This window comes from Methanocella paludicola SANAE (assembly GCF_000011005.1).
GTDB lineage: Archaea > Halobacteriota > Methanocellia > Methanocellales > Methanocellaceae > Methanocella > Methanocella paludicola.
This window is the reverse complement of sequence record NC_013665.1, coordinates 578,543-591,133: the sequence shown is the minus strand read 5'-3', so window position 1 is coordinate 591,133 and position 12,591 is coordinate 578,543. Positions and strand designations below refer to the sequence as shown.

Genomic DNA, 12,591 nt, shown 5'->3' with positions numbered 1-12,591 from the left:
ATAAAAACACTTTAAGGCTACGTCGGATTTTTGTGGGGCCATAGGGTAGCCTGGTCCATCCTTCAAGACTGGGGGTCTTGAGACGCCGGTTCAAATTCGGCTGGCCCCACCATTTTTCTATTTGCTTTTGCCGCTCTTTTTTGTAAGACAGGATAAATCGATACGGGCCTTATAGCTGTTCATGGGATGGATGGCCGTATCATGTACAATGGCATTACTCCTATTGCTGGCAGGAACGGCCTGCGCTGATACCGGGCACTTCGGCGTCACGTTCGATGGCTGCCGGGATACGGGCGATACAGGGCTTCTAAGTGTGCTTGAAACGGCCTACGAACAGGTGAACGGCCTGTTCGGCACCTGCCCGGACCATGTCGAAACGGTCATCATAAGCGACGGGGCCATGGACAGGGTCGGTAAACAGGTGGACTCGTTCTCCGGGTGGAATAAGGAGTTCAGCGTCATTATTCTCAGGAATAGTTCTCTGCAGCGCCGGTCGTCTTTACGTTTCCTGGGCGCACATGAGCTCACACACCTTGCGGTCAACGAGCTATTATTTAAAAAAGACCCTGCAGAGTTCCACTGGATGGAGGAGGGCATCTGTACGCTCGCCTCCGGCGAGCCTATGGACGATGCCGAAGCATCCAGGTATATCCTTGAGCATGGCTTCCTGGATACCGGCGAGATCTTCGATGCCATAAAAAGCGAGGACTGTGCCGTATCGAAGAACGGGTACATGCAGTCCTACAGCCTGGTAAAATACATGGAAGGGCGCTACGGGTTCGATATGATAAAAAAATTGCTGGGATGCCCCGAGGAATGCTTCGATGCCGCCTTCCGGCAATGCGCCGACGAAAGCTTCGCCTCAGTCTACGACGACTGGAAAGCTTATGTTATTTCCACAGGGCACGCAGCCGCTTAACCGATAAGCTTTGGGAAATGGCTCATCATGCTCGAGAAGTTGAACGAGAACTTCGGCGTAAGGTCGGCCATCGATGGTACCTGGAACTTCATGTTTATCGGCACTGTAGGGCCGGCACCGGCTGCCGTGACGCTAACGGACAGCGAATATTTCTGCTCCCCGCCCGTCAGTGGCTCCCACGGGCGCTTATAGACCCCGGCCACCTTGTAGGTGCCCGGCTTCGTGGCCTGGATGGTCCATATATGGTAGCCTCCGCTGCCTACGAGCCCGGTATTGTTGGCCACATACCGGTCATTGATAATCTTCAGGCCGTCGCCCACCGTCATGTTCCACGAGTAGCCCGTGGTCGGGTTCTCGTCGAGCTTTACCGTGAAAGTCTCTCCGCTTTTCACCGCGATCGCCTTGCCGTTATCGCTGCCCGTATACGTGCCCATGGCCAGCGCGGGCGCCATCGCCAGCATGAGGGACACGAGCATGATGAGCGGTAAGACGAGTAATACCTCCATTAACCTCCTCATAGTTAAATACCGTTCATACAAATAATAATATTTAATTTAACATATAATTAAAAATCAGACGTTTTTTATGGCATATTATGCTTATTTATTAAAAATTACGTTTTTTATGGCTACGTTAGGTACGGTCTGAACCGTAGTTAAATTTGGATTTTTGACCAAAAAGTTAAATAAAGATTATGATAATTATTGGTTGCTAAATAATAGCATGGCCGGGAGCTCGTGATCCACATTGCCCCCAGGATGAACGGCTCGACCGGCCATTATAGTTATAAGCAATTGCTTCCAATTCATAAAATGACTAAGCGGCTTATAAACTTTTTCATCCATAATGCCTATAAGCGCTAAAAACTGGTTTTCCCTCGATAATATTTTCCTGACTTTAAGAACAAAGAAATTATTATTCTCAATATATATGGATTTTTTTTAGCTTTTTATGATTTTTTTCTATGACTGACTAAGCGCTTACGCATTTTTTCATGCGTGAGCAAAATATTACGATTTACGACTGGCGGCCCTTAGCGCATCCCACGAATAGGCGATGTTCTCGGTGCCAGTCACGATTGTCGTGAGCGATGCGAGGAGCCAGAGAGGCCAGGCGTATTCGAACCTCAGCAGGAGCAGCACCACGCAAACGGCCAGCAGCGTCGTGTTCCACTTCGCAAGGCGGGACGGCTTCCTGTCGACCCGGCCCTTTTTCAGCATGACCGCCAGGTAGAGCCCGTAGACAGCGACCTCTCGGCCCACAACGATGACGACGAACCATAAAGGGAATTTCATGCCCAGATCGAAGAACGATAAGAATATGAAGCCCAGAGTGAAGCCCAGCGCATCCGCGACGGCATCCATTGCTGCCCCAAGGCTGGACTCCTGGTTCAGCAGCCTGGCCACTTTTCCATCCGCAATGTCGGAGAGTATGGCCAGCACTACAAGGCATAAGGTAGCCCACCGGTACTCGTCGTGGGCAGGCGAATAGGCGATGATGCAGATGGCGGCTAAAAAAATGAAGACGAACCTGGACAGCGTGACCAGGTTCGCAAGGCCCTTCATGCTTACGATGATGCGGCTATGTCCACCTGCTCGATCGCCATGGCGATGGCGGCATCGCAGGCATCGTACGACTCGAAGGAGTAGGCGCTGATGTACATGTTACTGTACTTGACGACCACGACGTAGCACGTCTCGCCGTTCACGGTCATCGTGTACCTGTCCCCACCATCGCCGAGGCTGGAGCTACCGCCGCTCACGACATTCCGGACGTCGCCCGTGTTCTGGGACGGGTCGTTGATGGCCGACTGGCCGGCAGTGGCGCTCTGCTTGATGGCCTCATATCCCCCGGTGACCGTCGACGGCGCGTCCGTCTTCGCCACGAGGCCCCCGACGATGCCCTTAGCAGAGCCGTCGGTATACTTGAACGACTTGTACTGGTTGATGCCGGATAGCTCGATGGCCTTATCGACCAGGCCCTGCATGTCGCCCGAGCCGTAGCCCAGCTTTCTGGCAAATGCCTTGAGGCCGGACTTCGCTGAGTCCCTGTCCAGGTATTCGTTCGAGTAAGCCTTATTGTACGTCTTCTGGCCGATCTTGAGCGCCGATGGGAACTGTATCGCGCTCACTGGCTTCTTGAGCTTGCTGAAAAAGCCGTCCTGCCCGAAGCAGCAGATACAGCCGCTCAGCGCCGCCACGACCGCTACGATGAGTAACGCCGTCAGTAAGTGGTTTAACCTCATACCCCGCTTCTCCATATGATTAATGGTGTATTTTCGCTGCCTGCATAAAAAGGATGCGATTGGTCAGCAGTACAAATGTTGATGTACTATACGGGCTTTCATTTTGCCGGGATCCTCGCTTGTGGGACTTGATATTCACAGCATTATGGCTTATGCTTCCCGCCTATACGGCCAATAACTGCGCCACGCTTTTCGGCGGCGGGAGGCCTCTGGACGGGGAGAGGTCGTTCTTCGATGGAAAGCGTATCCTGGGTGACCATAAGACGTTTCGCGGGTTCTTTTTGGGAGTGCTCGGGGGCATCGGTATGGGCGTCGTACAGGTTATCGCGGCCCCGTATATGATGGCTTATTTCACAGTGCCTGCCATGCCGCCGGCCGTCATTATCGCCCTGCCCCTTGGAGCGTTAGCGGGCGATGCCGTGAAGAGCTTTTTCAAGCGCCGCCTGGGCGTGGAGAGCGGGGCCATGCTGCCCGTTGCCGACCAGCTCGACTTCGTCATCGGCGCCCTCGTGCTGGGCCTTATCGCTGCGCCCCAGTGGTCCCTCGCTTACTATACGATACCTGTCGTCGTAACGATCGTTCTGATGACCTTCCCGCTCCAGCTTTTCCATAACATGGTTGCCGTGGCGCTCGGGAAGAAGAAGGTGCTCTGGTAGCTAAAAAGAAGCTGCTATCGCCATAGCGCTGCCGGCGGCAAGCGTGATCGTCAGGTCATCGTTCAGCGTGTAGCCGAACAGCTTCCATGCGAACGCGTCGGCAATGACCGCGCCGAGCGCGCCCACGCCCATTAGCAGGGGAGACGCCCGCGGGAAGAGGATAAAGCCGGGTACTACACACGCCAGGAACATCACGGCCATCAGGACAGGCGCTTTATGGCTCTTCAGCATATTCCACAGCCCTCGGACCCCCTGCTCACGAATAGCCGCCTTCTCCCTGCCGATGTAAGGGTACAGGACTGCACCTGCAAGGCCCACCGCTGAATCGCCCACACAGTTGAACACCATGGCTATGATCGCGATCGACTTGTCGAAGAGCAGCACGGCCAGGAAGAGCGAGGCAACCTGAAAAAGCGTGCCCATTGGAGCCCCCCGGGCCTCCTCGGGCCGCATGTAGGAAGTGGAGAACGCCGAATAGCCCATCCCGCGGGCGGCCTCGAAGCCGATCCAGATGAGAAGCTGGCAGCCGATGAGGAGAAGCATGCCATCCCGGGGGTATCCGAAATAATAAAGAAGCGGGTCTATCGCCCAGGCGATATGAAAGAGCTTACGCTCGGCCTCGGCAGATAACAGGTCCCGGTCCAGGCGCATTACCAGAAACATGATTGCGAGAATATTAAATAGTTGCGCCACGGAAGGCGTGAAAAGGCCGGCCAAATAAAGGGCAAGTTAATATATTTTGACAGGACTGTATACATATCTGTAAAGTCATACTTTTCGTTCGCCCGACACCGGGCATCCGATCTTCGCCTCATCATCCGGGCCGGCTTTACGATACCGGCAGTCACATTTTAAAGGTCCTGCGGTAAAGAAGGTGTTAAGCTGAACAGACAGAATGATCAGGGTCATACGGGCGAGGGCGAGGCCATAACCAGGGTCCGCACGCCCAATAAGAAAGAGAGAGAAGTGCTGGGCACTGTCATCAGCATGCTCGGCGCCAGCCGCGTAGTGGTGCGCTGCATCGACGGCGTCACCAGGATGTGCCGCATACGGGGCAAAATGAAGAAGCGCGTCTGGGTCCGGGAAGGCGACGTGGTCATCGTCGTGCCCTGGGAAATCCAGGACGAGAAGGGCGACGTTGTATGGCGCTACACCGGCCCCCAGGTAAGCTGGCTCGAGCGGAAAGGGTTCCTGAAGAACGCCTGATGCCGGCCTGCATTTTTTGCCAGGATTCTTTATGCCTACGCCCCGCGCTCTTTATATCGGTGATAAAAACATGTGCATAAGTTGCGGATGCGGGCAGCCTAACGACAATCATGGCAAGTCCGAGCTCATCACGATGGACGAGCTCCAGAAAGCGGCGAAGGCCGCCAATCAGTCGGTAGACGACGCTGCAAAGAACATCGCAGAATCGGTCGGGCTGAGCTGCAAATAGTGAAGCCCTCTTTTTTATCTTTTCGCGATCATCAGCCTTAATCGGTTCGAGGCGCTCTCGGCGTGCTCCGCCACCCAGCCCAGGTCGCGGATGACGGCCAGCAGATGATAGACCCCGACGGGCCCGAGCTCTTTCTCGTGGGCATAGACGGTTTGCATGGCCTCGAGCCTGGTGACGTCGACGTTATGCTTCTGGCTGTCCACCCGGTCGATGAGGCCCTGGGCCTCGGCCATGTGTTTCGAGACGGATGACGAGTCCAGTATCTCGATGATCTTATTGGACGCCGCCACGTGCTCCTCCACAGTGACGAGCACTTCTCCATCCATTTTTAAGAGCACGTCTTTCACCGCACGAGGCATAGGTACCATCTTGATCTCCAGAAGCTGGGCGACCATCTCAGCGCTGTTGGCCACGTCGTCCTGCTGCTTGAGATAGGAAAGCATGTCGGCCCTGTCCACCGGCATGAGCACGGACGAGGGCATGTGCTCCCGGATGGCGTGCTTCACCTTATCCGCCTCGTGCTCCAGCTCGCTGATCTGCCTGTAGAGGGCCTCCACCTTCGCCTTATCCTCTTCCACGTAGGCGCGCACCGCCTCGTCCATCTTGAGGACGGTCAGCTTTACCTTCTCGGCGTGCTCGTCGAGGGGCTTGAAGGGCGAGCGGGCGAACAGGTTCAGTATGGTGCGTATGGGGTCGGCCATGTTATCATCGTACAATTACATTTTTGACGGGCATGTAGATAAAATAATATGTGCGCCGGCTTACTATTAAAGCCTATTTTAGTGGCCTGAAGACGGCTTTGCCTTCCATCTGAAAATATTTATATTCAACCGGTCTTGGTTTTTTAACGAACATTTTCGGGCGAGTTATTTTTATGCATAGCGGGGCAGCGCCGGGCGGGAATAAGGACGAGGACAAGACAAGAGAAGAACTACTGGTAGAGCTGAGATCACTTCGCGCCTCGGCGGCGGACGCGTGGCGGGAGACCGACAGGATCTTTCGTGCCGTGGCCGATTCGTCCAGGGCCGGGATACTCATCTACCAGGGCGACGACACGATATACGTGAACAGGGCTATGGCCGATATCGAGGGCTATACTATCGAAGAGCGGCTCCGCATGAAGTTCTGGGAGACCATACACCCGGCATTCCAGGACAGGGTGAGGATGAAAGGGGCGGACTGGAAAAAAGGCATCGACGTCCCGGCAAGGAGCGAGCTTAAGCTTATCAGGAAGAACGGCGAGGAGCGCTGGGCGGTCGTGTCCTCGGGCGTCTTCACCCTGCAGGGAAAGCCGGCCGTACTGCTCATCATGCAGGACATCACGGAGCTGAAGCGTGCCGAAGAGGCCCTGAAGAAGAGCCAGTATATTCTCGCCAAGGCCCAGCAGATCGCCCACGTGGGCAACTGGGCGCTGAACATGAACACGGGCCAGTATAACTTTTCGGACGAGGCGTACCGCATATTCGGCTACGAGCCAGGCTCGGTACGGCCGACAAGGGGCTGGGTGACGTCCCGCGTCTATGCCGACGACCGGCAGATCGTCAGCGACTTTTACAGGACCATCGCACGGGAGCGCAAGCGTTGCAGCGTGGATTACCGCATCGTATGGCCCGACGGGACCATCCGCTATGTGAATTCCGTGGCGGATAAGATCGTCGTCGGAAAGTCGGGGCTCCCGGAGCGGGTCTACGGCATCAACCAGGACGTGACGGACCGTAAGCTGGCCGAGGAAGCGCTGTTAAAGGCCAAGAACGAGGCCGAGCTGTACGTTGACCTCATGGGCCACGATATCAACAACATGAACCAGATATCCATGGGGTATCTCGAGCTTGCCCATAACATCCTGGACTTCGAGGGAAAGCTGAGCCCGGAGAACGGGCACCTGCTGGAAAACGCCATCCACTCGCTTGAGAACAGCTCGAAGCTTATCGATAACGTGCGCAAGATGCAGCGCGAGAGGATGGGCCTGTACGAGGCCGAGGTCATCGACGTGAGCGCCCTTCTGGAGGAGGTCGCCGCGCAGTTCAGCCTCGTCCCTAACAGGGACGTCAGCATCTCCTGCATGCCCGGGGAGGCATGCCTCGTCAAGGCGAACGTGCTGCTCAAGGACGTGTTCCTCAACCTGGTCGGCAACTCCATAAAACACTCTACCGGGCCGCTAAAGGTCGACATCCACATAGAAAAGATAGAGCATGACGGCCTGCCATGCTTTAAGGTAGCCGTGGAGGACGACGGCCCCGGCATACCCGACTCGCTCAAGCTCACGCTTTTTGACCGCCTGAACCTTGCGACCACCCGGGCCCGGGGCAAGGGCTTCGGGCTATGCCTGATAAAAATGCTGGTGGACGACTATGGCGGGCAGTTCTGGGTAGAGGACCGCGTGAGCGGCGACTGCACTAAAGGCGCCCGTTTCGTGGTCGTGCTTCCCGAATATAATAACGGCTGACCGGCCGTTACTTCTTCTCTTCGGCTTCCTTGCCCTCCTCGATAAGCCTCTTTACCTTCTGGCCGCCCTTCTCGCCGCCCTTGTGGCCGATCTCCTGGTAGAACTCGTGGCCGTGGGTCTTCGCGGTCTCTTCTCCGCCCTTGTGGCCGATCTTCTCGTAGAATTCCTTTCCGTGTGTCTCGGCCGTCTTTTCCCCGCCCTTGTGGCCGGCTTCCTCGACGGTCATATCGCCTTTTTTCTCGGTCTTTTTTTCCGCCATCCTCTCACCTCGCTCATACTTTGTTCTCATTGCAATAATGTTAAAGGCAGTAAAATGCGACCCGGGCAAAACCTTATTAGCCCATGGTATCGTAGGTGTCGGATGCACCTACAGACAGGAGAAAAAAACATGAAGATACTGGCGATAATGGGCAGCCCCCGGGGGAGGGGAGCCGGATATAAGATCGTGAAGATGGTCGAGGAAAGAATGAAGGCCATGGGCGACGCCGAGTTCGAGTACCTGTTCCTTAAAGAGGCAGACCTTAAGCCCTGCATAGGCTGTTTTAATTGTGTCGCCAGGGGCGAGGATAAGTGCCCGCTGAAGGACGCAAGGGCCGACATCGAGAAAAAGATGCTCGAGGCCGACGGCATCATTCTCTCGTCTCCCGGCTACGTGCAGAACGTGAGCTCGCACATGAAGAATTTCATGGACCGCTTCGCCTATACCAATCACCGTCTTAGATTTTTCCGCCAGAAGGTGCTTCTGGTGGCCAACTCCGGCGGCGCCGGCCTCAACGAGACTCTGGCCGCCATGAGGATCGCCCTGGGCGGCGCCCGGGTGGTGCACGAGCTGGGCGTGGGCACGCCCCCGTGGCCGCAGACCATCGGCGCCGTGGCGAAGAAGGAAAAGGCCATTAGCTTCGCGGCGGAAAAGTTTTACAGGGCATGCCTTGATACGTCCCTGCCGTCGCCCACGTTCAACGAGTACATGCGCTTCCTCATCCAGAGGAACGTGGCCTTCGGGTGCAAGGAGTGGCTGCCCGCGGACTTCGAATTCTATAGCGGGAAGGACTACTTCTACGAGACAAAGATAAGCCCTGCCATGGGTGCGGCGGCCAGGACGCTTGTAGGGCTTATGATGGGAATGATGAAGGACATGGGCCCGGGCGAAGTGAAGTGGCCGATGGAGGCTAAAAAATAGGATGGGCCCTCGGGCTTCACATTTTTGAGTCAATGGTCTTCAACGGGACAGGCGCCGTGCCTGCCGGGAACGTGGCACCCCCCTTGAGCGCGTCCTGCAGGTCTGCCCTGAACTGCGGGTTGCCGGTTATTTTCCTCGTCATCTCCATACGGGACCTTACGTCCTTGACCGGCGTGTCCAGCTTATAGGACTTTACTGTACCATCGGGCAGATACACGGAGAACGCCCCGAACTGCACTTCCGTTGTGTTCCTGTCGACCCGGTTGATGGTCATGTTCTTCAGGGCGATCACGGCCGATGCGCCTGCAACGTTAATGGTCGCGTCGTTATAGCCCTTCGTAGGCGGCCCCTGGCGGCCCCTCTCCCGGGCCCTTTCCATCATGCCCGCCGGCTTTCCTTTCAGCACGGCCGTATCGTTCGAGAAGTAGTACGTGGCGGTGACGGGCGGCGTATAAGTCTTAGTCGTCACGTTGCCGCTTTTCCCCTTGACCGCCGTGTTCAGGATGTTGAAAGTCATCGAGTCCCCGGTCGTGCCGGTCACCTGGATGGTATGGTATACGATATCGATGCCTCCTCCGGCCTTCCGGCCTCCCCACCGCAGTTCCTTCAGGCCCGCATCCTGCGACGCCACGGCGACGACGGACACGAGCATAAGGGATGCGAGTAAGAGAGCCAATGCTATTGTTATCTTATGTCTTTGCACAATCTATCCCCGAGACAAATTGTGCCAGCGTAATAAAAAATATATGTGAATATTTTGGCGCCTGCAGGTTATTATCGGGGAGGATCGAAAATTTACTGGTTTTTAACCCTGATTTGTTTTTTCCTTGATCCATTCCCGGGCCTTCTCTTCGAGCTGCTCTTGTGGCATGTCCTGCCGGTTCAGCTCTTTAAGGTGGTCCCGCAGCTCCACGACCGAGAGCTGCTTATGCTTTTTTATTACTTCCTCCCATAGCCGGAAGGCCATGTGGTAGATCTCGCCATTGCTCAGCATAATATGATACTTTGAGCGTTAAGGCTAAATTCTCTTCTATTCCCTGGCGTTAATATTTACTACCTATCGGTCGGTAGCTTTATATACTTTAAGCATATACAGGGGCTCCAGGAAAACTACCGACCGGTCGGTAGCAAGCTCGAGGATGACGTAAATGGCTATAAGGAACGATATTGCGACGGATTCGAACGATAAGACCACGAAGCAGCGCATATTCGAGGCCTCGCTCGATCTCTTCGCACAGAAGGGGTTCGACGCGGTGTCTATGCGCGAGATCGCGGACGCGGTAGGCATAAAAAAGGCATCGCTATACAGCCATTTTGCCAGCAAGGACGCATTAATAGAGCAGATCTTTAACTATCCGACGATGGCGCTGGAGCTCGCGGGGCCGAAAGGCGAGAATGCTGAGACCATGATCGTGTCCATGGGCGTCGAGGGCTTCATGAAAATGGCCTGCGGCGTGTTCAATAAGTGGATCGCGGCACCCGATATGGAAAAGGTTTGGCGGATCATCTGCATCGAGCTATACCATGATAAGCGCATCAAAAAGTTCTACGACCAGTTCTCGGGAGATGCCATCGCCTTCTGGGCGTCGAACTTCCGGATCATGCGTAAGCACGGCCTTATCAAGACCGTGGACCCGGAAGTGCTGGCCCGGGAGTACCTGTCGTTCTACATTTACACCTTCATGGACTATTTCATCGCTCACTTTGACGGCGACGGCACTTTCCTCGAGGCTAACGAGGCGAAGCTCGACAAGCACATGAAGTTCTTAGTTAATTCGATAAAAGCTTAACAGGGGTTATGGAAATGGAAAATAACAATGACCTTAACCGGATGATCAATGAGATGATACGGGGGATTTTCTCCGATGCGCTGGGCGTATCGCTCAAGGACCCTGCCATGGCGGCGTTCTTCGTCCGGGCGGCGCTCGCGCAGAAAAAGGCGGCCGCTGTCCGGCAGTACAATGAAGAACATGGGGTCCATGTGCCGCCCGTCATGATATTGAGTATCACGAACAAGTGCAACCTGCACTGCGCCGGGTGCTATTCCAGGCTCGTCCCCCGGGAGAGGAAGCCGGAACTCGACGAGGCAGGATTGAGGAACGTCCTGAAGCAGGCCAGCGAGCTTGGCATATCCATCGTACTGGTCGTAGGCGGCGAGCCGCTGACCAGGCCCGAGATCTTCAACGTCACCAAAGACTTCCCTGACATGATCTTCACGCTGTTCACGAACGGCACGCTCATCGACGACGCGGTCATTCAAAAGTTCAAGGAGCAGAAGCACGTCATACCCATCCTTAGCATGGAGGGCCACGAGAACATCACCGACCTGCGCAGGGGCTCCGGCACATATGACCGGCTCATGCGGGACATGACGAAGCTCTGCGAGCGCGGCGTATTCTTCGGCTCGTCGCTCACCGTTACCCGGATGAACTATGATGAAGTCACCGGCGAGCCGTTCGTGAAGCGTATGCGGGAGCACGGCTGCAAGGCGTTCATCTACGTGGAGTACAACCCGGTCAAGAAGGGCACCGAGGACTGGGTCGTGACCGACGCGCAGAGGGACGAGATCCTGGCTAAGATGGCCGCATACAGGAAGAGTCAGCCTGGCGTCTATATCGGGTTCCCGGGCGACGAAAAGCTGTTCGGCGGGTGCCTGTCCTCCGGCAGGGGCTTCATCCACGTCAGCGCTTCCGGCGACCTCGAGCCCTGCCCCTTCGCGCCGTTCTCGGACAGCTCGATCCTGGACATGCCGCTGAAGGAAGCGCTGAACTCGAAGCTCTTCCGGGCACTGAGGGCGAACCGGGACCAGCTCATGGAATCGAACGGCGGCTGTGCCCTCTGGAAGAAGCCCGAGTGGGTGAAATCGCTGACAGAGTAAGCGAACGTTATATTTTTTCAAAGAAAAAGCTAACAAACGTTAGCTTTATATACTTTGAGCATATAGTGTGGATTGTAAAGCTAACAAACGTTAGCTTTTTGGAGATAAGCATGGCTGTGAAACGGAAATCCGGCAGGCCCGTGAAGGTCCCGGGCGAAAAGGAGACGAAGGAGAAGATCCTGGACGCGGCGATCGACCTGTTCGCCGCGAGGGGCTACGACCACGTCACCATCCGGGACATCGCCGCCGCCGTCGGCATCAAGGAAAGCTCGATCTACAAACACTACTCCGGGAAGGAGGAGATACTCGGGAAGATCTTTGAATATGTTCTGCTGAGGTGGGATCAAAGCAAGGTTGGGAGATGGTCGGATAGCGATGAGGCCGAAGCTCAGATCGTATCGATGGGGCTGGATGGGTTCATGGCCATGGCCATCGGCGTATCCGGGAGCTGGCTTGAAGACCCTCGCATGGAGAAGATCATGAGGATCGCTTTCATCGAGCTTTACCATAACGACCAGGTAAAAAATTTCATGCTGACGTTCTTCGGCGCCGGGCCGGAGTTCTTCGAGGCGAGCTTCGCCATCCTGATGAAGCATAGGCTCATCAAGCCTGCGGACCCGAAGGTCCTGACCGATGAATACATGTCGTTCTACATGATGGCGCTCGTGGACCATTTTCTCCTGCGGTACGGCAGCTCGTCTAAATCGTTCGTCGAGGAGTACGGCGCCCGTATCGAGGAGCATAACGAGTTCTTCAAGAACGCGATACGGCCATAAAGCGCCGGGAATGGAAAATAGCACAACTGAAATCGTAATCTGAGGTAATACAAATG

The 12,591-nt window shown here is 55.5% G+C and carries 17 protein-coding genes and 1 tRNA gene; 10 read left to right on the top strand and 8 right to left on the bottom strand.

Annotated elements, in window-relative coordinates:
* Positions 1–34: 34 nt before the first annotated feature.
* Together MCP_RS03115 and MCP_RS03110 are read left to right on the top strand one after the other, a co-directional pair.
* Positions 35–112 (top strand) — tRNA-Pro (locus tag MCP_RS03115).
* Positions 113–208: 96 nt separating this feature from the next.
* The gene (locus MCP_RS03110; RefSeq protein ID WP_128567002.1) at positions 209–919 is read left to right on the top strand and encodes a peptidase MA family metallohydrolase; all 711 of its coding nucleotides are present in this window, start codon (positions 209–211) and stop codon (positions 917–919) included.
* On the opposite strand, the gene MCP_RS03105 is transcribed toward MCP_RS03110, so the two are convergent.
* From MCP_RS03105 to MCP_RS03095, 3 genes are all read right to left on the bottom strand, one after another.
* Positions 916–1,437 (bottom strand): protease inhibitor I42 family protein, encoded by a 522-nt coding sequence (locus MCP_RS03105; protein WP_128567001.1) that lies wholly within the window; start codon positions 1,435–1,437, stop codon positions 916–918. The two genes, MCP_RS03110 and MCP_RS03105, sit on opposite strands and share 4 nt — an antisense overlap.
* A gap of 492 nt (positions 1,438–1,929) precedes the next feature.
* Entirely contained in the window at positions 1,930–2,484 is a 555-nt protein-coding gene (locus MCP_RS03100; protein WP_012899361.1) for a CDP-alcohol phosphatidyltransferase family protein, read from the bottom strand.
* Between the two features lie 2 nt (positions 2,485–2,486).
* Positions 2,487–3,164, bottom strand: a complete 678-nt coding sequence (locus tag MCP_RS03095; RefSeq protein ID WP_128859909.1) for a hypothetical protein — start codon at positions 3,162–3,164, stop codon at positions 2,487–2,489.
* 59 nt (positions 3,165–3,223) lie between these two features.
* On the opposite strand from MCP_RS03095, the gene MCP_RS03090 reads away from it, so the two are divergent.
* A complete protein-coding gene (locus MCP_RS03090) occupies positions 3,224–3,820 on the top strand; it encodes a CDP-2,3-bis-(O-geranylgeranyl)-sn-glycerol synthase (protein ID WP_331369595.1) in 597 nt (198 codons plus the stop codon).
* On the opposite strand, the gene MCP_RS03085 is transcribed toward MCP_RS03090, so the two are convergent.
* Positions 3,821–4,483, bottom strand: coding sequence for a hypothetical protein (locus MCP_RS03085; RefSeq protein ID WP_012899358.1), 663 nt, complete (start codon positions 4,481–4,483; stop codon positions 3,821–3,823). It abuts the gene before it with no gap.
* A 219-nt stretch (positions 4,484–4,702) separates the two neighbouring features.
* Here MCP_RS03085 and eif1A point away from each other — a divergent pair, with 219 nt between their 5' ends.
* Entirely contained in the window at positions 4,703–5,026 is a 324-nt protein-coding gene (gene eif1A, locus MCP_RS03080) for a translation initiation factor eIF-1A (RefSeq protein ID WP_128567000.1), read from the top strand.
* Positions 5,027–5,096: 70 nt separating this feature from the next.
* A complete protein-coding gene (locus tag MCP_RS15825; protein ID WP_173332309.1) occupies positions 5,097–5,255 on the top strand; it encodes a hypothetical protein in 159 nt (52 codons plus the stop codon).
* A gap of 14 nt (positions 5,256–5,269) precedes the next feature.
* Here MCP_RS15825 and MCP_RS03070 read toward each other — a convergent pair whose 3' ends face one another.
* On the bottom strand, positions 5,270–5,971 hold the full coding sequence (locus MCP_RS03070; protein ID WP_231845145.1) for a TIGR00153 family protein: 702 nt from the start codon (positions 5,969–5,971) through the stop codon (positions 5,270–5,272).
* Between the two features lie 158 nt (positions 5,972–6,129).
* Here MCP_RS03070 and MCP_RS03065 point away from each other — a divergent pair, with 158 nt between their 5' ends.
* Entirely contained in the window at positions 6,130–7,701 is a 1,572-nt protein-coding gene (locus MCP_RS03065; RefSeq protein WP_012899354.1) for a PAS domain-containing sensor histidine kinase, read from the top strand.
* Positions 7,702–7,708: 7 nt separating this feature from the next.
* On the opposite strand, the gene MCP_RS03060 is transcribed toward MCP_RS03065, so the two are convergent.
* Complete coding sequence (locus MCP_RS03060) at positions 7,709–7,960, bottom strand: hypothetical protein (protein ID WP_128566998.1); 252 nt, start codon at positions 7,958–7,960, stop codon at positions 7,709–7,711.
* A 129-nt stretch (positions 7,961–8,089) separates the two neighbouring features.
* On the opposite strand from MCP_RS03060, the gene MCP_RS03055 reads away from it, so the two are divergent.
* Positions 8,090–8,881 carry a flavodoxin family protein gene (locus MCP_RS03055; protein ID WP_012899352.1) on the top strand — a complete coding sequence of 264 codons (792 nt, stop codon included), beginning with the start codon at positions 8,090–8,092 and terminating at the stop codon, positions 8,879–8,881.
* 16 nt (positions 8,882–8,897) lie between these two features.
* Here the strand turns inward: MCP_RS03055 and MCP_RS03050 are convergent, their stop codons facing one another.
* Together MCP_RS03050 and MCP_RS03045 are read right to left on the bottom strand one after the other, a co-directional pair.
* On the bottom strand, positions 8,898–9,584 hold the full coding sequence (locus tag MCP_RS03050) for a hypothetical protein (RefSeq protein WP_012899351.1): 687 nt from the start codon (positions 9,582–9,584) through the stop codon (positions 8,898–8,900).
* Between the two features lie 102 nt (positions 9,585–9,686).
* Entirely contained in the window at positions 9,687–9,875 is a 189-nt protein-coding gene (locus MCP_RS03045; RefSeq protein ID WP_012899350.1) for a hypothetical protein, read from the bottom strand.
* Positions 9,876–10,029: 154 nt separating this feature from the next.
* Between MCP_RS03045 and MCP_RS03040 the strand changes: the two genes are divergently transcribed.
* The 3 genes from MCP_RS03040 to MCP_RS03030 all read left to right on the top strand — a co-directional run bounded on the left by MCP_RS03040 (position 10,030) and on the right by MCP_RS03030 (position 12,535).
* Positions 10,030–10,671: a TetR/AcrR family transcriptional regulator gene (locus MCP_RS03040; RefSeq protein ID WP_012899349.1), complete on the top strand. Its 642-nt coding sequence runs from the start codon at positions 10,030–10,032 to the stop codon at positions 10,669–10,671.
* 14 nt (positions 10,672–10,685) lie between these two features.
* A complete protein-coding gene (locus tag MCP_RS03035; RefSeq protein ID WP_128859908.1) occupies positions 10,686–11,759 on the top strand; it encodes a radical SAM protein in 1,074 nt (357 codons plus the stop codon).
* Positions 11,760–11,869: 110 nt separating this feature from the next.
* Positions 11,870–12,535, top strand: a complete 666-nt coding sequence (locus tag MCP_RS03030) for a TetR/AcrR family transcriptional regulator (RefSeq protein ID WP_231845144.1) — start codon at positions 11,870–11,872, stop codon at positions 12,533–12,535.
* Positions 12,536–12,591: the final 56 nt, after the last annotated feature.